The organism is Spongiivirga citrea (assembly GCF_010671565.1).
Classification (GTDB): Bacteria; Bacteroidota; Bacteroidia; order Flavobacteriales; family Flavobacteriaceae; genus Spongiivirga; species Spongiivirga citrea.
Genome location: NZ_JAABOQ010000004.1, coordinates 105,564 through 128,341 on the forward strand (window position 1 = coordinate 105,564; position 22,778 = coordinate 128,341).

Annotated in this window: 19 protein-coding genes and 1 other RNA gene; 15 read left to right on the top strand and 5 right to left on the bottom strand. The window is 34.9% G+C overall.

Going from position 1 to position 22,778, the window contains the following annotated elements:
- The first annotated feature begins 25 nt into the window (after window positions 1–25).
- Window positions 26–991 carry a hypothetical protein gene (locus GWK10_RS09850; protein ID WP_164032118.1) on the top strand — a complete coding sequence of 322 codons (966 nt, stop codon included), beginning with the start codon at window positions 26–28 and terminating at the stop codon, window positions 989–991.
- 11 nt (window positions 992–1,002) lie between these two features.
- A complete protein-coding gene (locus tag GWK10_RS09855) occupies window positions 1,003–1,743 on the top strand; it encodes a hypothetical protein (RefSeq protein WP_164032120.1) in 741 nt (246 codons plus the stop codon).
- 89 nt (window positions 1,744–1,832) lie between these two features.
- On the opposite strand, the gene fsa is transcribed toward GWK10_RS09855, so the two are convergent.
- The 3 genes from fsa to ffs form a co-directional block, all read right to left on the bottom strand.
- A complete protein-coding gene (gene fsa / locus GWK10_RS09860) occupies window positions 1,833–2,489 on the bottom strand; it encodes a fructose-6-phosphate aldolase (RefSeq protein WP_164032122.1) in 657 nt (218 codons plus the stop codon).
- Window positions 2,490–2,579: 90 nt separating this feature from the next.
- Complete coding sequence (locus GWK10_RS09865; protein WP_164032124.1) at window positions 2,580–3,386, bottom strand: SDR family oxidoreductase; 807 nt, start codon at window positions 3,384–3,386, stop codon at window positions 2,580–2,582.
- A gap of 73 nt (window positions 3,387–3,459) precedes the next feature.
- An RNA gene (gene ffs / locus GWK10_RS09870) (signal recognition particle sRNA small type) lies at window positions 3,460–3,558 on the bottom strand.
- A 208-nt stretch (window positions 3,559–3,766) separates the two neighbouring features.
- Here ffs and GWK10_RS09875 point away from each other — a divergent pair.
- From GWK10_RS09875 to GWK10_RS09890, 4 genes are all read left to right on the top strand, one after another.
- A complete protein-coding gene (locus tag GWK10_RS09875) occupies window positions 3,767–4,828 on the top strand; it encodes a glutaminyl-peptide cyclotransferase (RefSeq protein WP_164032126.1) in 1,062 nt (353 codons plus the stop codon).
- A gap of 3 nt (window positions 4,829–4,831) precedes the next feature.
- Window positions 4,832–5,221, top strand: a complete 390-nt coding sequence (locus GWK10_RS09880) for an acyl-CoA thioesterase (RefSeq protein ID WP_164032129.1) — start codon at window positions 4,832–4,834, stop codon at window positions 5,219–5,221.
- 30 nt (window positions 5,222–5,251) lie between these two features.
- A complete protein-coding gene (locus GWK10_RS09885) occupies window positions 5,252–6,835 on the top strand; it encodes a hypothetical protein (RefSeq protein ID WP_239540739.1) in 1,584 nt (527 codons plus the stop codon).
- 85 nt (window positions 6,836–6,920) lie between these two features.
- Window positions 6,921–8,039 (top strand): serine hydrolase domain-containing protein, encoded by a 1,119-nt coding sequence (locus GWK10_RS09890; protein ID WP_164032131.1) that lies wholly within the window; start codon window positions 6,921–6,923, stop codon window positions 8,037–8,039.
- Between the two features lie 62 nt (window positions 8,040–8,101).
- Here the strand turns inward: GWK10_RS09890 and glyA are convergent, their stop codons facing one another.
- The gene (gene glyA / locus GWK10_RS09895) at window positions 8,102–9,391 is read right to left on the bottom strand and encodes a serine hydroxymethyltransferase (RefSeq protein WP_164032133.1); all 1,290 of its coding nucleotides are present in this window, start codon (window positions 9,389–9,391) and stop codon (window positions 8,102–8,104) included.
- A 291-nt stretch (window positions 9,392–9,682) separates the two neighbouring features.
- Between glyA and fahA the strand changes: the two genes are divergently transcribed.
- Window positions 9,683–10,960, top strand: a complete 1,278-nt coding sequence (gene fahA, locus GWK10_RS09900; RefSeq protein WP_164032135.1) for a fumarylacetoacetase — start codon at window positions 9,683–9,685, stop codon at window positions 10,958–10,960.
- A 93-nt stretch (window positions 10,961–11,053) separates the two neighbouring features.
- Complete coding sequence (locus GWK10_RS09905; RefSeq protein ID WP_164032137.1) at window positions 11,054–12,217, top strand: hypothetical protein; 1,164 nt, start codon at window positions 11,054–11,056, stop codon at window positions 12,215–12,217.
- A 223-nt stretch (window positions 12,218–12,440) separates the two neighbouring features.
- Here the strand turns inward: GWK10_RS09905 and ytxJ are convergent, their stop codons facing one another.
- On the bottom strand, window positions 12,441–12,833 hold the full coding sequence (ytxJ, locus tag GWK10_RS09910; RefSeq protein WP_164032139.1) for a bacillithiol system redox-active protein YtxJ: 393 nt from the start codon (window positions 12,831–12,833) through the stop codon (window positions 12,441–12,443).
- Window positions 12,834–13,140: 307 nt separating this feature from the next.
- On the opposite strand from ytxJ, the gene clpB reads away from it, so the two are divergent.
- The 7 genes from clpB (at window position 13,141) to GWK10_RS09945 (ending at window position 22,715) form a co-directional block, all read left to right on the top strand.
- Window positions 13,141–15,738: an ATP-dependent chaperone ClpB gene (gene clpB, locus GWK10_RS09915; RefSeq protein WP_164032141.1), complete on the top strand. Its 2,598-nt coding sequence runs from the start codon at window positions 13,141–13,143 to the stop codon at window positions 15,736–15,738.
- Window positions 15,739–15,874: 136 nt separating this feature from the next.
- A complete protein-coding gene (locus tag GWK10_RS09920) occupies window positions 15,875–16,249 on the top strand; it encodes a hypothetical protein (RefSeq protein WP_164032144.1) in 375 nt (124 codons plus the stop codon).
- A gap of 112 nt (window positions 16,250–16,361) precedes the next feature.
- The gene (locus GWK10_RS09925) at window positions 16,362–17,555 is read left to right on the top strand and encodes a tyrosine-type recombinase/integrase (protein WP_164032146.1); all 1,194 of its coding nucleotides are present in this window, start codon (window positions 16,362–16,364) and stop codon (window positions 17,553–17,555) included.
- Between the two features lie 50 nt (window positions 17,556–17,605).
- Window positions 17,606–18,112: a GNAT family N-acetyltransferase gene (locus tag GWK10_RS09930; RefSeq protein ID WP_164032148.1), complete on the top strand. Its 507-nt coding sequence runs from the start codon at window positions 17,606–17,608 to the stop codon at window positions 18,110–18,112.
- A gap of 334 nt (window positions 18,113–18,446) precedes the next feature.
- Complete coding sequence (locus GWK10_RS09935; RefSeq protein ID WP_164032150.1) at window positions 18,447–18,770, top strand: helix-turn-helix domain-containing protein; 324 nt, start codon at window positions 18,447–18,449, stop codon at window positions 18,768–18,770.
- 9 nt (window positions 18,771–18,779) lie between these two features.
- A complete protein-coding gene (locus tag GWK10_RS09940; protein ID WP_164032152.1) occupies window positions 18,780–21,920 on the top strand; it encodes an N-6 DNA methylase in 3,141 nt (1,046 codons plus the stop codon).
- Window positions 21,921–22,295: 375 nt separating this feature from the next.
- A complete protein-coding gene (locus GWK10_RS09945) occupies window positions 22,296–22,715 on the top strand; it encodes a VOC family protein (protein WP_164032154.1) in 420 nt (139 codons plus the stop codon).
- Window positions 22,716–22,778: the final 63 nt, after the last annotated feature.

A 22,778-nucleotide genomic window follows, 5' to 3' on the forward strand; every position in this document is an offset into this window, starting at 1 on the left:
TCTTTAATTAAAATCCTTAGAAATTATGAAGGCTAAAATATTAGTAATAGCGATCTTTTTTTTGTTTACGGGTCAAGTGCATTCGCAAACCCAAGAACAACAGGAGCAAATAGAAAAGGCAAAGCGTATGCTTGATAGTATTAAGAATTTACCACAATATAAAGAAGCTATGGAACGCGCAAAAAATGCAATGGATATGATTCCAAAATCCGTTCTAGAAAAAGGTAGAGAAGAGAATCTTAGAAGAAAACAGCAAAAAGAAGAAGAAAAAAAGGCTTTAGCTGCTAAAAACAAAATTTCTCGAGAAAAGGGTATGAACGAATATTACTGGCGTAATAGAATTGCTAGTGATACGGCAGGAAAATTTGAAAACTGGTCGTTTGGTAATGTTGAAATAAGATCACGATATCGCAATAAAGAAATGAAATGGGAAGAATTAAAAATGGGTACTATCTCCAGTGACGGTACTGTGAATATTAAGCTTCCAGCAATAGATACTTTTACTTTAAGAACAATGAACCAACATCAACATGAAACCGAAATGGTATTGACCAAAGATGAATGGTTGACATATTCAAATCCTAATACAGGATATTTTTCAACCCGATTTACTATGGATATTTTTCAAGGAGAAAAAAGGCTTGGCACATTAAGTCTGGGCAATGATGTAGTACCGGTGGTAAATCTAAATTCCCCATTTGGCTATGGAAAACCAGGTGATGGTTATACAGCCTTTTGGGTATATGTTAGTGAAACAAACAGTATTACGGGTACAAAAAGTATGGAGACTGCTAATCCCAATGATGCAGGAAAAATAACCCATAATTTACATTTCAAACAAGGATGGAATATTATTAAGGTTAAAGTTTCGGGTAAGATAAATACTTTACGTACGGGTAAGGAGCAATGGAAAAATAAGGAACATACCGCTATGACTTCTTTACCATCAGATTGTAAATTCTTTTTTTTATCACCAGAAATTAAGCACTAATTCGGGTTAAAATGAAAAGTATAGAACGTATTCTTACATTGCTTATGTTGATGATTTTTTCAATAGCCTATGCACAAAAGGCAGAGTTAGCAGCAATACACTTATATGCAAATACTGCCAAGGAAATGAGAACTCAGCCTAAAATAAACCTTGTTTTTTTAGTGAACGACAGTGTACAAATTGTTGGAATCGATGAAAGTTTAAGCCATGTTAGTGTCTTTAAAGACAATAGAAGAACTGATCTAAAAAAAGTATCTAACGAGTATCCAAATACAATTGATTTTAAAGATTCTCAAGTTACGAAGTATGGGTTTGCTGTATCACTGATTAGTAATACCCTACCACATAAAAAAGCAAACCGAATTCATATAAAAGCCACTATCGTTTACAAGGTACTTACTCAAGAACCAATAAAAAGTAAGATTTTAAAGAATATCCTATTTGAAGACATAGACGCTATAGAATGGCTTGGCAAATCAACTAAACTTACAAAACGTAAACGTAGGGATAGTGTCAAAGGGGAATTGATCGATATTTCCTTCTCTAACCAAGATCTCAATGCCGATCTTAATAAGATAGAAGTCCTTGATGACAATGATAAAGTTATTCGCGAAATTAAACTTGGCAAATACACCAATTTCACGCAGTTTTCACTTCGTCACGTTGATCAACCTCTTCATTTAAAAATCACCTATCAGGCACTAAAAAATAAAATAGTCCAAATTGACAGGAAAATAGGGCTTGGGTTGTAAGTACAGAACTTCTTTTTGCGAAAGAGATCCTACCAAAAAAAAACCTTGACTATATAGTCAAGGTTTTGAGTTTTATCTTAGAAGAAAACCTAAGCGTTTCCTTTCTTGTAATCAGCTAAAAACTTTTCTAAACCAATATCAGTAAGCGGGTGTTTTAATAAACCTTCGATTGATGAAAGTGGACCAGTCATCACATCGGCACCAATTTTAGCACAGTCAATTACATGCATGGTGTGACGTACAGATGCCGCTAAAATCTCAGTTTCGAAAGCGTAGTTATCAAAGATTAAACGTATCTCCGCGATCAGGTTTAAACCATCTGTCGATATATCATCTAGTCGACCAATAAATGGTGAAACATAGGTTGCTCCGGCTTTCGCAGCTAACAAAGCCTGCCCAGCTGAAAAAATGAGCGTACAATTGGTTCTAATCCCTTTATCGCTAAAATATTTTATCGCCTTTACACCTTCCTTAATCATAGGAACTTTGACCACAATTTGTGAATGCAAAGCAGCAAGTGCTTCACCTTCTTTTATAATCCCATCGTAATCTGTAGAAATTACTTCAGCAGAAACATCACCATCAACAATTTCGCAAATCGCTTTATAGTGATTAATAATGTTGTCTTGTCCCGTAATGCCTTCTTTCGCCATTAGCGACGGATTGGTAGTTACCCCATCTAAAATACCTAGTGCTTGAGCCTCTTTTATTTGATCAAGATTAGCGGTATCGATAAAAAATTTCATAGTTGTTGTGCTTATTGTTAGAGTTATGTTCTAATCCTGCAAAAGTAATCAGATACAACCAATTTCAATCACCTAAAAACAGCTTTTTATTTACAGTTTGTAATGGTTTACCAACAATTTCTCATACATCTTGTCTGGCAAAACTCTTTTTAGTACGATGGAGAATTTCTGCATAAAAGCCCCTACTTTATAATGTATCTTCGGTTTCTTGGTGTTGATTATTTTGAAAATCTGTTTTGCCACTTCATCCGGATCTCCACCTTCATCAACGTGAGCATCCATTTCCTTTAAAGACATTCCATAAGTTTCTTTATACGGAGAGTCATCATACACTGGAGTATGATAGCGTCCCGATGCGATATTGGTCGCAAAATCTCCTGGTGCCAAATTTGTAATTTGAATTCCGAAAGCTTTGGTTTCCATACGCATTGCTTCTGTCACTAATTCCAAAGCGCCTTTGGTTGCTGAATAAACTCCGCGGAACGGTAACCCCATATATCCCGCTATCGAAGTAATATTAATAATGAGTCCACTACCCTGTTTTCGCATTTGGGGTAAAACCGCTTTCATAACGTTTATTGGGCCATAGAAATTGGTATTAAAGGCATTTTGCATTTCCTCAGTTGGTGTTTCTTCAATGGGTCCTGTTATACCTACTCCCGCATTATTTACTAAAACGTCTAGTTTACCTTGCTCAGTAATTACAGTAGCAACCACTTTTACTATACTATCTTCATTCGTTACATCTAGTGTAAGTAGTTTAAGCCCACCTGAATCCGTTACCTTATCAGGATTTCGGCTAGTACCGTAAATGATAAAACCTTTTTCCTTTAAAAACAAGCCAATACTTTTACCAATTCCCGATGATGCTCCGGTTATTAATACAACTTTAGACATAAAACTGAAATGTATTTAGGTTGCAAAGAAAAGTAAAAATAAGGCAACCATAACCTAAAAATAGGGCACAAAAAAAAGGCAAGCGACCTACATCACACCGCTACGACCGTCTACCCTTGCTGTGTTCCCACCCTGGGGGATTCAACAGGAGCTGGTTGTGTAGGACTTGCCCGGCGCAAAGATACTATATTTTAATACCTGACCAATGTTTCATACCTCTAAAATGATTTTTTTAATAGTCCGATAGCAATTCATTTTAATATGTGTGATTTGACTAATAAAAATTCAAAAAAAGTATCGATACTTCAATTTAAAAAAGCCTTTGCAATTACATTTTTAACACTTAAAATGAATAAATTGCTCAAAATTAAAATCAGGGAATGAAATTTTTCAAAATAGGTAGCGTACTGTTGTTTATTGGTTTGTTTTTGTCGTGTAATGGCGGTAAAAATGCGAATGCATCTAACTTCAACATTCAACTACTCACCAAAAAGAAACGTCTTAATTCTAGCGATGTTTTGAACTTTAAACTCCTTAATAAAAATGCTATTGAAGTAGATTCTATCAGCTATAAAATTGAAGGCGATACTAATGAGCAACAAACAACCGCTGGCGAATTCGAGCTTTCACTAGCAAATGCCTCTTTAGGAAAACACACTATTGTATTTTCTGTTCATCATGATGATACTGTGGAATTGGTAAGACTACCAATTAGTATTTTTTCTGATATAAAACCGAAAGTATATGGATATAAGATCATTAATGAATATCCTCATGACATTAAAGCCTTTACTCAGGGCTTGGAATTTAAAGGGGACACCTTATATGAAAGCACAGGAAAACGCGGAGAATCTTCTATTAGAAAAGTTGAAGTGAAAAGCGGAGCTGTAACGAATAAGGTTGATTTAGCTGCAAATCATTTTGGTGAAGGCATTACTATTATGAATAATCAACTATATGCATTAACCTGGCAAGCGGGAATTGGTTTTGTTTATGATCCCGAAACCTTAGAGAAAAAAAGCAGTTTTCAATACGGTCAGAGTAAAGAAGGTTGGGGATTTTGTAATGATGGTACTACCCTATATAAATCAGATGGGACAGCACATATTTGGCGTTTGAATCCAGATACCTTAATAGAAGAAGGTTCTATTCAAGTATGCACCAATACCAAAATCTTAAAAGATATTAACGAGTTAGAATGGGTCGATGGTAAAATTTATGCGAATACCTGGCAATCCAATCGCGAGGTTGCTGTAATTATTAATCCTAAGAATGGAGCGGTTGAAGGTGTAATCAATTTTGGTGGTTTAAAGGAGAAAGTATCGCAGCATCCAGAGCTTGATGTGTTAAACGGAATCGCATATCATCCCGAAAAAAAGACACTATTTGTTACGGGTAAATACTGGGACAAACTATTTGAGGTTGAGCTAGTCGAGAAATAGTAAATGAAAAAACACAGTAAACATATTGTTGTTTCAGAGGATGATCTCGATGATAACCAGCACGTAAATAATGTTCGGTATTTGCATTGGGTACAGGATATCGCTAAAGAACATTGGGAACTAGCTGCTTCAGAAAAGGATAAAAAAGAGGTCGTCTGGTTTGCGATGGATCATCATATTGCATACAAAAATCCCGCTTTCTTGGGTGAACAGTTAGTAATTAACACCTATGTTGAAAAAATGCGAGGTGCTATTTCAACCCGTGTCGTGGAAATCACAAACCCAGAAAAAGAACTTCTTATTTGCAAAACCGTCACAAATTGGTGTATGATGAATAAAGAAACGCAAAAACCAGCCCGAATGTCAAACGAAATGATCGCATTATTCGTTTAAACTAAATCTAATCACCTAAAAAATTAGAATTTGAAAATAGAATCGAGGAATTTTGTGACACTAAGAAAAACGGCCCTCTATGTTGGAGTCCTGCTTTTCTTATTATTCTTAAGTTCCTGTCGTAAGGATTTTGAAACCATTCCAAGTTCGGGCCAGCTAACATTTTCAAAAGACACTGTATATCTCGACACCGTATTTACCAATATTGGTTCTAGTACCTTCAATCTAAAAGTCTTTAACCGATCGGATGATGATATCTCAATTCCGAGTATCTCCTTAAAGGAAGGAGCAAATTCAAAAATTCGTTTAAATGTTGATGGTGTTGCAGGAACCAACTTTCAGGATATTACAGTTCTTGCAAAAGATAGCATTTTCGTTTTCGTTGAGACTACTATTGACATCGAAGAAGTTGCAACCGGAAATACGGAGTTTTTATATACCGATGCCATTCAATTTGATCAAGGAGCAAATCAACAAGAGGTTACACTAGTTTCCCTGGTGAAAGATGCGATCTTTTTATTTCCTGAACGCTTTGATGATGGAACCACAGAAAGTCTTACACTAGGTGAAGGAACACCAAGTGAAACCGAAATTGAAGGTTTTATTTTGGATGATTCTGAATTGACTTTTACTAATGAAAAGCCTTATGTAATCTACGGATATGCGGCCGTTGGTGCCGGAAAAATATTGACGATAGAAGCAGGAAGTCGCATTCATTTTCATCGAGACTCGGGTATTATTGTTGGAAATAATGGGAGTCTTCAAGTCAACGGAATGCTGAGTACCGATCAAGAACTGCTAGAAAATGAAGTCATCTTCGAAGGGGATCGATTAGAAACTAGTTTTAGCAGTACAGCCGGTCAATGGGGTGCTATTTGGTTAACTGATGGTAGTACAAATAACCAGATAAATTATGCCACCATAAAAAATGGTGCTATCGGTTTGTTAGTTGACAATAATGATGGAGAAGGAAATCCTACACTTGTTATAAATAACAGTCAACTTTATAATCATGCAAGTTTTAGCCTTTTGGCGCGAACAGCAACAATTGAGGCCGAAAACACCGTTTTTGGTAGTGCAGGACAATCCTCAGCATTTTTAAATATTGGAGGGAATTATAGCTTCAAACATTGCACATTTGCAAACTACTTTGAAGGCACTAGATCATTTCCTACAGTGCTGCTCAATAACTTTGTGGAGTTACAAGATGGTAATTTTTTCACTAGAGACCTTGTCCAAGCTAATTTTGCCAATTGTATAATCGAGGGTGATAATAACTTAGAGCTATTCTTGCAACAGAACGAAGCAGCTACTCTAAATTACAACTTTTCAAACTGTATCTTACAATTTAATGATGTCAACAATCAGTTTGCTGACAACCCTTTATACGATTTTGGTGATACTAGCTTATTCGAAAACTTGTTGCGAAACGTGAATCCCGATTTTCTAGATCCCAATACCAATCAATTTCAAATCGGACTTAGTTCGGAAGGAATCGGACAAGGGAGTTTGACAACTGCATCTGAAGTTCCATTAGATATTTTGGGTGTTGATCGTACTTCTAGTCCAGATATAGGTGCTTATCAGGCCGTAATGTTTGAAGAAGAAAATTAAAATATATACTGAATCTGGTAAATCAGACGTTTTAAACCTTTGTAAGATTATCAAGTCAAACAAACTGGAATAAAATTGAATACCTATGCGCCCTTTTAATTTTCTGAACCAAATTCTTATTGTTGTTTTATGTGTAATTGTATCTATTGGATGTGAATCTGAGGATGATACAGTAACCAATCCAGTTTCGGAGTCAATGTATTTTCCAGAAATAGATTCTGATCAATGGGAAACCACAAGCCCTGAATCACTATCCTGGAATACTGATGAATTGTCATCGCTGTACTCCTACCTCGAAGACAACAAAACAAGAGGCTTTATTCTTTTAAAAAATGGAAGAATTGTTTTAGAACAATACTGGGGCAATGATATTTTAAATACTAGAGCTTTTGATGTAAATACTAACTGGTATTGGGCATCAGCCGGAAAAAGTTTAACTGCAACGCTAGTCGGCATTGCGCAACAAGAAGGATTGCTTAGTATTAATGATAAAACATCAGATTATCTTGGTAATGGATGGACCAATTTAGCCATTGAAAAAGAAAATCTCATTAGTATTAAAAACCAATTAACCATGACTACAGGTCTAGATTATGTAATTGATAATCTAAACTGTACAGATCCTTCTTGCTTGCTATATAAACAAGATGCCGGCAACCAGTGGTTTTATCACAATGCGCCCTATACCTTACTAAAAGATGTCGTTGAAAACGCCTCAGGAGAATCATATAATGTTTTCACTTCTAATCGCTTAGGTTCGACCATAGGTCTTTCAGGTAGCTGGAGACAAACGGGAGACAATAACGTATATTGGAGTACAGCACGCGATATGGCACGTTTTGGACTTCTTATTTTGAATGAAGGAAATTGGAGTGGTAACTCCATTTTAAATGATGCTAATTATTTTACCGAAATGACCACTACATCTCAAGACCTAAATCTATCTTATGGTTATTTATGGTGGTTAAATGGTAAAAGCCAAATTATTTTCCCCGGTATAGAAACTGCCTTCAATACTAGTTTATCCGCTGAGGCACCTACCGATTTGATTTCAGCTATGGGAAAGAATGGACAGTTTATAAGTATCGTACCTAGTGAGAATTTAGTAATGATCCGAATTGGTGAAGCGCCAGATGATTCTTTAGTTCCTACAATTTTTCATAACGAACTTTGGGCTAAGATCAATACTATCATGATGAGATAGTAAGAAAAAAAGCCCCATATCTTGGAGACATGAGGCTTTTCTTATATTTCATTCTATCTTCACTACACTAGAGCTGGAGACGAAGCAAACAAAGGTCTATCGGCCATCATGGCATTCACTTTTTCAGCGACAGCCTCTAGTCTATCTTCATCCTCAAAGTTGTTAATTACCTCATCTACTAATTCTACAATCGCCTCCATATCAGTTTCCATCAAGCCTCTTGTAGTAATTGCTGCAGTACCTACGCGAATACCACTAGTTACAAATGGGCTCTTATCATCAAAAGGGACCATGTTTTTGTTTACAGTAATATCAGCTTTCACTAACGCCTGCTCGGCTTCTTTACCGCTTATATTTTTATTTCTAAGGTCGATTAGCATCATATGATTATCGGTTCCTCCAGAAATTAAATCGTAACCTCTATCCACAAATGCTTTTGCCATAGCCGCAGCATTTTTCTTTACTTGTAAGATATAAGTCATATACTCATCAGACAATGCCTCTTGAAAAGCAATTGCTTTTGCTGCAATAATATGCTCCAAAGGTCCACCTTGATTTCCTGGAAAAACTGCACCGTTCAATAAAGCCGACATCATGCGTTTCTTTCCACTTTTTAAAGTAAGTCCAAATGGGTTTTCATAGTCTTTGCCCATCATGATTAGTCCACCTCTAGGTCCTCTTAAGGTTTTATGCGTAGTAGTGGTAACGACATGGCAATGTGGTAACGGATCGTTTAAAACCCCTTTCGCTATCAAACCAGAAGGATGTGAAATATCAGCTAATAAAAAGGCACCTACAGCATCAGCAATTTCACGAAAACGCTTAAAGTCAATATCGCGTGAATAAGCAGAAGCACCTGCAATAATCATTTTTGGTTGCTCTTTTTTAGCAATTGCTTCTATCTTATCATAATCTAACACTCCTGTCTCCTGCTCTACTCCATAAAAAACAGGGTTGTATAACTTACCAGAAAAATTTACAGGAGAACCATGAGTTAAGTGACCACCATGTGAAAGATCAAAACCTAATATTTTATCGCCTGGTTTCAAAAATGCATGATATACTGCCGTATTGGCCTGTGATCCGGAATGCGGCTGTACATTTACATACTCCGCACCAAATAGTGCTTTAGCACGATCGATCGCTATTTGCTCTACCTCATCTACAACTTCACAACCACCATAATAGCGTTTTCCAGGGTAGCCTTCTGCATACTTATTGGTCAATACAGAGCCGGCAGCCTCCATTACTTGATCACTAACAAAATTTTCTGAAGCAATAAGTTCAATCCCGTTAAGTTGTCTTTCTTTTTCCGCTTGAATAAGCTCAAATATCTGTTCGTCGCGTTCCATAAAATAAGGTCGTATATAAATAAATGTTGTGCAAGGCAAAATTAGCAAAAACCAAGAAAAACTATTCCCTATAATTCGTAATTATACTAACCTTTTATACACAATTATGCAATGCTAATTCAAAATAAATGAGTTGTCATCAAGACAGCACTAAAAACTAGCAAATTAGACCAATGGTGTTGCTATTTTTTCATAATATTGTTTAACGATTGATTAAAGAATCAATCTTTTAAAAAACACTTTAACCAACTAAATATCAGTATTTTAAACTGATATATTTATAATATAACTATGCCAGATACCACAAATAATCCGAACAGAAGGTCTTGGTTAGACGTTCACCCCACTTCCGATTTCCCAATTCAGAATATCCCATTTGGAGTGTTTTTAACGCCAGATGATGTAATTACAATAGGAACTAGAATCGGAAATCACGCCATTGATCTAGGTGCATTACACCAGCTAGGTTATTTTGATGAAATTCCATTAACGGATGATATTTTTCTTCAAGACACCCTTAATGATTTTATATCGGATGGCAAAAAGACATGGCGTTTAGTGCGAAATCGGATTGGTGATATCTTTGATAGGGATAACCCTGCACTGCGCGACAATAAGGTTCATAAAGACATTATCATCTTTAGGATGGATGAAATAGAAATGCAACTACCTGTTCAGATTGGTGATTATACCGACTTCTATAGTAGTAAGGAGCATGCAACTAATGTAGGAACTATGTTTCGTGATCCTAAGAATGCATTAATGCCCAATTGGAAACACCTTCCTGTAGCATATCACGGTCGAAGCTCATCAATTATACCTTCAGGCATTCCTGTTCATAGACCCAATGGTCAAACCATGCCTCTAGGCGCCGACACGCCGGTTTTCGGTCCTTCAAAACGAGTAGATTTTGAACTAGAAATGGCATTTATCACCACCGATGCTAATAATTTAGGAGAACCCATTTCTGTAAATGAAGCTGAGGACTATATTTTTGGGGTTGTGTTATTTAATGACTGGAGTGCACGCGATATTCAGAAATGGGAATATGTACCATTAGGTCCGTTTTTAGCGAAGAATTTTGCTTCATCAATTTCTCCATGGATTGTAACATTAGATGCTTTAGAACCATTTAGAGTCGCGACACCAGAGCAAGACCCTAAACCAATGGAGTACTTGCAATTTTCAGGAAAGAAAAGTTATGATATTAACCTAGAAGTTTCCCTACAGCCCGAAGGAGCAAAGGAAACCGTTGTTTGTAAATCGAACTTTAAATATATGTACTGGAATATGTGTCAACAATTGGCACATCATACCGTAAATGGTTGCCCTGTAAATTCTGGTGACATGATGGGGTCTGGAACAATTTCTGGTCCTACACCGGACTCCTACGGTTCGATGTTAGAACTAAGCTGGGGTGGTAAAAACAAAGTAATCTTAAACGATGGCTCCGAACGCACTTTTATTGAAGATGGTGATACTGTAATTATCAGAGGATTTTGCCAAAATGAACATGTTAGAGTCGGGTTCGGAGAGGTAAGTACTAAACTATTACCTCCATTTAAATAAATTTTAATATACTGATTATCAATTATTTATAAATTAATTTTCAGTTTGGCATCCTATTTGAAAGTGTAGCTGAATAACTTAAACTAAAAAGAGATGAAACAACTATTACTCCTTTTCGTAACTGCTAGCCTAATTGTGGCATGTAGCAGTGTGAAACAAACCGAAAAGGCGGTTGCGACTGGTAATTATGACCAAGCGATCGAGACGGCTTTAAGAAATTTAAGAACAAACAAAGACAAGAAGAGAAAGCAACCTTACATTGTGTTGCTTGAAGATGCATTTGCAAAAGCAGCGTCAAGAGATCTTGAACGAGTTAACTTCTTGACACAAGAAAATAACCCTGCTAAGCTAGAGGAGTTGTATAACACCTATTTGAGGTTGCAGTCAAGACAGGATAAAATAAGACCTATTTTACCACTTGCTGGTGCCAGTTTTAAGATGGAAAATTATACCAATAACATCTTAAATACCAAAGAATCACTTGCATCGTATTTATACGGTAATGCCAATAAGCTTATGCAAACCAATGATAAATTGGATTACAGACAGGCATATGAAGATTTTGAGTACTTAAACAAGGTTAATCCTGGTTACAAAAATACTAGGGAATTAATGAAGGAAGCCTTACTAAGAGGTAGAGATTATGTATTGATCAAGATGTCGAACGAGTCTGATGTTGTGATTCCTCAGCGATTAGAAGAAGAGTTGATGAGTATCGACACCTATCAGTTAAATGATCTTTGGAGCGAGTATCATAATGAAAAGCAGAAAAACTTTAATTATGACTACCAAATGGAATTGGCTTTTAGAAATATCAACATTAGCCCTGAGCAAATTAAGGAAAGACAGCTGGTTCAAGAAAAACTAGTTCCAGATGGATATGACTATGAATTAGACGGCAATGGAAATGTAAAAAAAGACAGTTTGGGTAATGATATTAAGGTGGAAAAATTCACTAAAGTAACATGCCAGTATTATGAGTTTACACAATTTAAAGCAACGCAAGTTACAGCTAACGTAAACTTTACTGATCTTAATACAAAGCAACTAATTGAGAGTTTTCCTATAGCAAGCGAATTTATATTCGAACATATTTATGCTAATTATCAAGGTGATAAAAGAGCACTTGCTACTGATTTGTTGAACTATATTAACGCAAGATCAATTCCTTTCCCAAGTAATGAGCAAATGGTTTATGATACAGGAGAAGACTTAAAAGCGAAATTGAAGAGTATATTGAATCAGAAGCCGATTTAATTCGGTGACAATTAGAATAAGGAATGGGTTATTGAGCTATTTAATTAGCTTGATAACCCATTTTTAGTTTGGTGATTTTTGTTGGGATATTATTTATTAATCTGGGGTGGGATCCCTCCGTCTCCGATAAATCGGAGCCACCTCCCTTTACTTAAGGGAGGAGTTTTTAGATAATTGGAAGAACAATATTATTTACTGCCTACTGCTAACTGAATACTGAAAACTAAACTCGTTCCGCTAGCTGCTGTGTGCTAATATCGCCGTGTGAGGTATGGAATACCACTTCACCGTTTCTAAAAATAAGGAGTTGTGGTGACTGGTGAAAAACACCAAATCTCGATGCTATCTCATTAGATATCGGTCTAAATTGTAAAAGATCTAAGTAATACACGTCGGCTACGTCTTCGGGAATATCATAGCTACCCTCAAACTGACGAATAACCATACTGCTTATACCGCATCGGGTTGAATGTTTAAAGATCGCTACGGTTTTGGTTTTAGAAGCCTCAACAATCTCGTCTAATTGAGTCATATCATTAAGAGGTATCCAATTAACAGATTTTGCACTTCGCTCACCACTGTCGTCAGAATTAAACAATTTATTAAAAAATCCCATATTTTTATTTTGTATTACCAATCACAAAAATAAAGAAGTCTCTCTTATTTACGGTTGCAATTCTATTTTCCTTTTAGTTGAAGTAAGTTTTAAATTATTGGGCTTTTTGCCATGAAAAAGCTAATTAATATCCCTATATCAAACCAATTAAACCTAGTTTTATAGGTGCGATAGTCGACATTACTATTTAGACCTTACAAAGCGACAAAAAGACAGTTTTTTCAAGACTTTAACCGTCATTTTGTCCTGTGGGTTGTATTGGTACAAAGATTGACCTAGGTTGTTTGAACGATAGAATTTTAAAACTATGAACTTAAATAATTTCACTATAAAATCACAAGAGGCCATACAGCAGTCGCAACTTATTGCGCAAGAACATGGTCATCAACAAATAGAGAACGAACACCTTTTTAAGGCCATTAGTGAGGTCGATGAAAATGTGCTGCCATTCCTGTTAAAAAAATTGAATGTAAACCCAAGCTTGCTTAATCAAATAATTGATAAAGAACTTGATAGTTTTTCTAAAGTAAGTGGCGGTCAACTTATGCTATCTCCCGAAGCTGGGAAAACAATTAACGAAGCGACCATTATTGCCAAAAAGCAAAATGACGAATATGTTTCTATTGAGCATCTAATTCTTGCCATTTTTAAATCTAAAAGTAAAGTAGCACAGATATTAAAAGATCAGGCGGTTACTGAAAAAGGATTAACAGCTGCTATTGAAGAATTACGCCAAGGAGAAAATGTAAAATCACAAAGTGCTGAAGACACCTATAATTCACTTAACAAATACGCAAAAAACTTAAATCAGCTAGCCAATGATGGGAAACTAGATCCTGTTATTGGACGCGATGAGGAGATACGTCGTATTCTTCAAATTTTATCAAGAAGAACCAAAAATAATCCCATTTTAGTCGGAGAACCTGGTACTGGTAAAACGGCTATTGCTGAGGGATTAGCACACCGTATTATTCAGGGTGATATTCCAGAGAATTTAAAAGATAAGCAGATATTTGCCCTAGATATGGGTGCCTTAATAGCTGGTGCTAAGTATAAAGGTGAATTTGAAGAACGCTTAAAATCAGTTATCAAAGAAGTTACCAAAAGTGATGGCGATATCGTATTGTTTATTGACGAAATTCACACCCTAGTCGGTGCTGGTGGTGGCGAAGGTGCGATGGACGCGGCAAACATTTTAAAGCCTGCCTTAGCTAGAGGCGAGTTACGCGCAGTCGGGGCCACTACCCTAGACGAATATCAAAAATACTTTGAAAAAGATAAGGCGCTAGAACGTCGTTTTCAAAAAGTGCTCGTTGATGAACCGGATACTGAAAGTGCTATCTCTATCCTAAGAGGAATTAAAGAGAAGTACGAAACACATCATAAGGTACGTATTAAAGATGAAGCAATCATTGCTGCCGTAGAACTTTCGCAGCGTTATATCACCAATCGTTTTTTACCAGATAAGGCTATTGACCTTATGGATGAGGCAGCATCAAAACTTCGTATGGAGATCAATTCAAAACCAGAAGAATTGGATGTACTCGATAGAAAGATCATGCAATTGGAAATAGAGATTGAGGCCATTAAGCGAGAAAAAGATGAAAGTAAATTAAAATCGCTACGCGCCGATCTTGCTAACTTTAAAGAAGACCGAAATGAGATCAACGCCAAGTGGATGAGCGAAAAAGAATTGGTCGACAACGTTCAAAAAACAAAAACGGCGATCGAAGATTATAAACTAGAAGCTGAAAGAGCGGAACGTGATGGTGATTATGGTAAAGTAGCTGAAATTCGGTATGGAAAAATAAAAGATGCGCAAGAACAGTTAGAAGAACTTCAGGTGGAGTTGTCTAAAAATCAAGAAAACTCCTTGATTAAGGAAGAAGTCACGAATGAAGATATTGCGGAAGTAGTAGCCAAATGGACGGGAATTCCAGTCACCAAAATGCTACAAAGCGAACGTGAAAAATTATTAAAGCTCGAAGATGAATTGCACAAACGTGTGGTTGGTCAACAAGAAGCTATTATTGCCGTAAGTGATGCCGTACGACGTTCTCGAGCTGGTTTGCAAGACATCAAAAAACCAATAGGTTCTTTCTTGTTTTTAGGAACTACGGGGGTTGGTAAAACGGAGTTAGCAAAAGCACTAGCATCATACTTATTTGATGATGAAAATGCGATGACCCGTATTGATATGAGCGAGTACCAAGAACGTCATTCCGTTAGCAGATTGATCGGTGCACCTCCTGGTTATGTGGGCTATGATGAAGGCGGACAACTTACTGAAGCAGTAAGACGCAGACCGTATAGTGTTGTATTGTTAGATGAGATCGAGAAAGCACATCCTGATACTTTTAATATTTTGTTGCAGGTGTTAGATGAAGGACGACTTACAGACAATAAAGGTCGGGTTGCCGATTTTAAAAACACAATTATCATTATGACCTCTAATTTAGGAAGTCATATTATTCAGGAAAAGTTTGAAAATATCCCTGATGTTGACACTGCAAGTGAGGCCGCTAAGGTTGAATTACTAGGGCTGCTTAAACAATCAGTACGACCAGAATTTATAAATCGTATTGACGACATCGTACTGTTTACGCCTTTAACGCAAACAGATATTAAGGCCATTGTAAAATTACAGTTACAACAGGTTATTAAAATGGTGGCAAAACAAGATATCACATTAGATGCGACTGAACAGGCCATCGAGCATTTGGCTGAGCTGGGCTTCGATCCGCAATTTGGCGCTAGACCGGTAAAACGAGTCATTCAAAAACAAGTGTTGAATGAGCTGTCTAAATCTATTTTAGCTGGTAGCATTACAACCGATAGCATTATTTTGCTAGATGCGTTTGACGGTAAACTAGTATTTAGAAATCAGGCTGTAGAAGTTTCATAATACAGATCAATAAAGAGAGAAAATCCCATTTCAAATTGAAGTGGGATTTTTTTTGATTCAGATACTTACATAGGTGTATATTCCATTTCTACGCAACCGTTTGATAAAAGTCGCGTCACCTATTAAACTAGAAATAATGAAAGCTATAATTGGTGTTTTTATCATGACAACGCTCCTATTTTCATGTAATAGTGATGATGATACTACTGCCCTATTCAATTGCGGATCGAACACCACTTTAGAGGACTTAGATTGGCTTAGCCAAGAAATAGAACGAAGAGAGCAAAGTGACTCACCCGATATGCAATATTGTTTTATTACTCAGGCCCTTTTAAACAATGCTAGTGTTTTTCTATATCATGATTGTAATCCGACTATAACCAAGGTAGTTCAGGTGCTAAATTGTGGAGGCGAGCCTATTGGTTTTTTGGGTTTAGAGATTGATCAAGGTGCTATTAAAAATGAACGTGTTATATGGAAGCCCGAGGATTTTGCGTGTGCTGTTGATTAATAGTTGCCCCTAACATAAATTAAACTGGTAACCGTTATTTAGTATTTCAAATTAGTTATACTGTCTTGCTATTGACAAATATAGTTGATATCTTAAGGGATTATTTTTTATTATGTCAACAGTTTATCTTAAGCCACTATATCATCGTGGGAAAGCGCAAATTGCTATTCAGTACGGCTACGACCAAGACTTTATAAACCATCTCAAACAGCTTTCTATTGTAAAGTATAGCACCACACATCGCTGTTTCTATTGCGAATTTAACACCCATAATAAAACTAGCTTATTTGAACACTTAAGGCTCAAAAAATTGTATGTAGATTATAGCGCCTTGATTCAAAAAAGGTCTAGGAAAGTGGTTAAAAAGAAGTCAAATAAGGTGGCTAAACAAGTATTAACTACTGAGATGTCTTTGGTATATCAACAATACTTGAGCTATTTAAGAGGAAAACGTTTAAGTTATAATACAATTAAGGTTTATGGTGGTTTTGTCTTCAATTTTCTAAACTATTTAGATCAAAAACCTCTTGCTACTGTTACCAATAAAGATGTGCGTTTGTTTATTGAAAATGAGATAAAAAACAAACATTACGCAATAAGTTCTCACCGCCAATTAGTTAGTGCACTAAAACATTTAGGTGATTGTTTTGTTGAAATTAATTTTTCTGAAATTGAAACATTTCGTCCTAAAAAAAGTAAGCATTTACCCACTGTTTTGTCTAGTGAAGAAATCATAAACATATTGGTACATACTAAAAATTTAAAGCACCGTACCATTTTGACATTTTTATACGCCTCTGGATTGCGCATAGGAGAATTATTATCATTAACCCTATCTGATATCGATATTAATCGAAAGCAAGTTTTTATTAGTAACGGAAAAGGGCGAAAGGACCGATATGTCTCCTTGGCTGATTATTTTTTACCTCTTTTACGTGATTATGTAGTCACCTACAAACCGCAACATTATTTTATTGAGGGGCCTAAAAACAGCAAATATTCTGCGAGTAGTATTCGAAAATTTTTAGCTCGTTCCTGCGAAGCTGCCGGAATTACTAAAAGAGTTACACCACATACACTACGACATAGTTATGCTACCCATATGCTCGAAAATGGGGTTGCTCTTCGATATATACAAGAATTATTAGGGCATAGCAAACCAGAAACCACAATGATCTACACTCATGTAGCACAAAAGAATTTGATGCAGGTAGAAAGCCCTTTGGACTCGCTAGTCAAAAAAATAACAAAAAACGCTAAACAGGAACAAAACTTCCTGTTATCCGGAAATAATGATGGGATATAAGGTATATTTATTCCTGATATAACAAGTTGGCAGCAATTAATCCAGAAACAATGGAAATAAAAAATAGCGAACTAAATGATATTTCAAAAATTTTTGAATTGTATCGAATTGCTACGAATTATATGAAGTCAAAAAATCAGGTCGCTTGGCCTGAATTCTCCAGAAAATTGATTATCGATGAAATTAATGACCAGAAACAATGGAAACTTCTAATTGATGAACAAATAGCTTGTATTTGGGCGACAACTCCTAACGATGAATTGATTTGGGGAATAAACAATGAACCCTCAATATATATTCATAGAATTGTTACCAATCCTGATTTTCGCGGACAAAAACTCGTTAACCAAATCGTAAATTGGGCTGACAAATATTGTATTGACAATAACTTGGAATATATAAGAATGGATACTGTCGGTTTAAATAAAGGACTAATCGGACACTATGAAAAACTTGGTTTTGAATTCATAGGAACAAAAGAGATTGAAAACACTGATGGATTGCCTGACCACTACAAAGAAGGTCCTGTATGTTTATTTCAAAGAAAAGTAAAATAACAGCTGCCAACAACGTGTATAATTAATTGCTGCGGAATTTCCCTCTCGGAAATTCACTTGAATTAATTAACTTGCCCATACCGCGGAAAATCGTAACGGATTTTCCGCAACTAATCATACACAAACCGTTGTAAGTAATGCGAAAATCCAGCTGAAATTCAACATTTGAACTATAGAAGCCAACACACAAACAGCACATTTATTTTTTCGCCGACACATTAGCCAACGCTAAAAAAAATAAAAGAGCTGTTTTCCCAATCCCAACGTTAGTAATCTAAAATATTTTACTAAATTGCCAATTAATTAGCAAGTTAATAATTGGCAAGTACAAGTTATGGCAACTTTTGGTGAATTTTTGAAAAAGGAAAGAAAACAGAAAGCTCTAAATCAAAGTGATTTTGGACAAATATTTGGCATAATTATGACAGATATTAGTAAAATAGAAAACGGACACAAAAAATTTCCTTATGCAAGCCTTGAAAAGCTATCAAAATTTTTAAATAAAGACTATTCCGAAATTAAAAATCTATTCGTTGCCGATAAATTAGTTGAAGAGGCTCACAAATATGAATGCTCTGATGCGGTATTTTCAATCGCAGAAACTCAATCAAAATACATAAAAAGTAAAAATGTTAAACAAGGAAAATTAGCTATTTAACACGTAATTATGAGCGAAGAATTATTACAAAAAGACCTTATTAAAAACCCAGCCAAAATTGGCAAATGGGATTTTTATAATATTGGAGCTACTTCTGTAAAAAACCTAAAAGAGTATGGAATTATTCGAAACGTAAATTACGGGAAAGAAGAAAAGAAAAAAGTTGATGGACTTATTGTCCAAAGCAAAAACGTGATAGCTGTAATCGAGTATAAGAAACCTTCAGAGTTTAAAACCAAAGCACAAAAAAACAAAGCAATAAAACAAGAACTTCAAGTTGCTAAAAAACTTGGAGCACATATTATCATTGGGACCGATACATTAGAATCTATTTGGGTTAATGTTTTAACTGGCAAAAGAATAAAAGATGAAAATGGGAAAGAATTAACCGTTAATTTTGACCCATTAGACAGTAAAATTCCTGCTTTAATAGAAAAAGTAAAATTTTCAATTAATGAGTTAAATGACCAAATAAAACCAAAAGAATTAGTAAATCCTACGGATTTAGCTAAAAGCATATGGCAAGACATCTGGTCTGTAAGTGGTGAATCCCCAACTAACTGTTTATATACTTTTGTAGAACTATTTATTTTCAAGTATTTAAGTGATTTAAAAATATTAGGTCAAGGTTTCAATTTTAAATCTTTAATGGAAAGATTTAACTATGATACCGAAAACCCCAATGAAGAAGCTTTAGACTACTATGCAAGGAATATTCGACCAAAAATTAAGAAACTCTTTCCTAATAATCCAATAGATAATACCACGATAATTAACGGAACCGTTTTTGTAAATAAAGACGACGAACCTGTAATTGGTTATAGTACCGCATTTAAAAAAGTTTTAGATAAATTCAGAAAATATAACAAAGGGAAATCTCTTGAGAATATAGATTATGATTTTAAAAGTCAACTGTTTGAAGTATTTTTAAAAGAAGGAATAAGTAAGAAAAATTTAGGACAGTATTTCACACCTCTAAAAGTGGTTCACGCTATTTCAGAAATGGCTAAAGATGAAATAAAAGTCGGAGCAAAAATTTGTGACCCAGCTTGTGGTGTTGGAAAATTCTTATTGGAACCTATTGCGACAAAGCTAAACCAGTTTTTCAAAGTTGAAAAAGGGGAAATTATTTCCAATATAACGATTCACGGTTTTGACAAAGGTTTTGATAAAGATGAACAGAAAACAATCATACTTGCTAAAGCAAATATGTTAATTTACTTTTCAGATTTAATTAAAGAAAACCCAAGTCTAACTTCAGAATTTTCTAATGTATTCAATCAAAGTTTTAATCTTAAAACTAATTCTATTTTAGGAACATTATCTGACCCTGTAGAAAATGAATATGACCTAATTTTCACAAATCCACCTTATGTTACAAGTGGCAGTAGCAATTTAAAAGATGAAATAAAAAATAATGGTGTCCTTTCTAATTACTACAAGATTAATGGAATGGGTGTCGAGGGTCTTTTTATGGAATGGATTGTACGAGCATTAAAACCTAATGGGAAAGCATTTATTATAGTTCCAGATGGTATTTTTAATAGACAAAACGACAAAAATTTAAGGCAATTTATTATTGATGAATGTTATATTGATGGAATAATATCTTTACCATTAAATACATTCTTTACCACAAATAAAAAAACTTATATTCTTTGCTTAACCAAAAAAGTAAATTCAAAAGATACTCAAAAAGACCCAGTATTCACATATTTAACAAGTGAAATTGGGGAAAGTCGTGATATTTATCGATTTGATATTGAAGAAGATGATTTGAGTGAAGCTGTTACTTTATATTCATTTTTTAAAGGGAACAAAAAAAGTTTTAGTAAAATTAATTCTGATAAAAGATGTAAAATTTTTCCAATTGAATTGTTTGACCCAGAAAAACATTGGTCAATCGATAGATGGTGGACACAAGAAGAAAAAATTGAGATTGGAATAATTGAAGAAAACAAAAGTATTTCGACAACTGAATTTGGCGATTTTGTAGGAGAAGTAGCTGACTCCTTATTGGAGTTCAAGGAGTTACTACAAGAAGTAAATCAACTAAAAAAAAAAGATAAAAAATTAATTAAGAAAATATTTTTATCGGATAAAAAATTATTTGAATTATTTATTGGAAAACGACTTCTAAAAAGAGATTTAGTTAAGATAGAAGGCGAAATTCCTATTTTTAGTGCCAACGTTTTCAAACCTATTTCATTTCATAATAAAAGTAACATATCAGATTTTAATAATGATTTTGTGCTTTGGGGAATTGATGGAGATTTTGAGTTCAACTTTATAAAAAAAGGCGAAAAGTTTGTAACAACAGACCATTGTGGAGCAATTAGAATTAAAGATTCAAATATTCTTCCTGAATATTTAATAAGTCAATTATATTCAGTTAAACATAAATATGGTTTTGATAGAGCTTTGAGAGCTTCATTAAAGAATATGAAATCGATTGAAATTGAAATTCCGATTGATGAGAATGGAGAGTGGGACGTCAATACACAACAATCCGTTGTTGACAAATTCACATTAATAAAAGAATTGCGAAAAGATATTCTTGTTCACGAAGAAAAGCTCGCCAAAATTAATGTTACTCTTGATTCCGATAGCACTTTAAAAGAGTTTCCTCTAACTAAATTATTTTCGATAGAAAGAGGTAAGGGAAAATATACTAAAAGTTATGGCAACTCAAATAAAGGAGAGAATCCAGTATACTCTGCTTCAAACAATGCACCACTTACATATTTAAACACATTTGATTACGATGGTGAATTTTTAACTTGGGCAACAAATGGATTTGCTGGTTATATAAAAATAATTAATGGGAAATTTTCAATAAATGCAGATAGAGGTTTATTAAAGCCTCTATCCAAAAACATCGATATTCAATATGTAAAACACATCTTGGAACCAGTTCTTCGTGATTTAGCCAAAGGAAGGAAAGGGGAAAAAGGTGAAGATGAATTTACTAAAGTATATCCAACTATGCTTGAGAAAATTAAAGTAAAAATGCCTTTAGATAAAAACGGAAAAATTGATTTAAAACAACAGAAAAAAATTGCTTCTGAATATCGAAAAATCGAAGACATTAAATTGGCTATTAAAAATGAACTTGATAAAATTACATCAATAGAAATTGATTATGAATAGCCAACGCTCAAAGCCATACACATTCGCAATTTGCTACAGCCAACGCTACGCCAAAAATTGCAAAAGAGTATGTCTTGCCAACGCTCACATTTGAACTAAATAACAAACATCGTAAAACCAAGCAGAACGTGAAAAGCACTACTTACAACAACGTGTATAAAACATAGCTAATATAGGCTTTCCGAGAGGTTTTTGCTTATTTAAAAGGTACGCCAAATTTTTTATTTGGTTATAGTTAGAAAAGAAAATTAAACATAAAAATAAAAAATTCGGCTCGTGCTAAATCCGAAAAGTTAGCGTTTATTTATACGCTACGTTTCATACACAAGACCGTTAGCAGCAAGTTTAAAATACGCCTGAAATAGAATAAATATTATGGACCAAAGATTGACAATTATTACGTTAGGCGTTTCTGACTTGAAAAAATCCACTGACTTTTATGAAACAAAATTTGGATGGAAAAAATCGGAATTTAGCAACGAACATATTTCATTTTTCATTCTCAATGGAATTCAACTCGCAATTTATGGTCGGAATGAGCTGGCCGATGACGCCACTGTTGACTCTAATGGTAATGGATTTAAAGGATTCACATTGGCTTACAATACCAAGTCTGAAAAAGAAGTCGACCAACTGATTGAAGAATTAAGAAAGAAAGGTGTTGAAATTGTGAAAGAACCTCAAAAAGTAAATTGGGGTGGATATAGTAGCTATATTGCGGATATAGATGGAAATTTATGGGAAATTGCCTTTAACCCTTTCCTCGAACTTGATGAAAGAGGAAATGTAAAATAATAAAACCAACTGCTAACAACGGCTATAATTCATTGCGGCGGAATTTCCTAAACGGAAATTCTT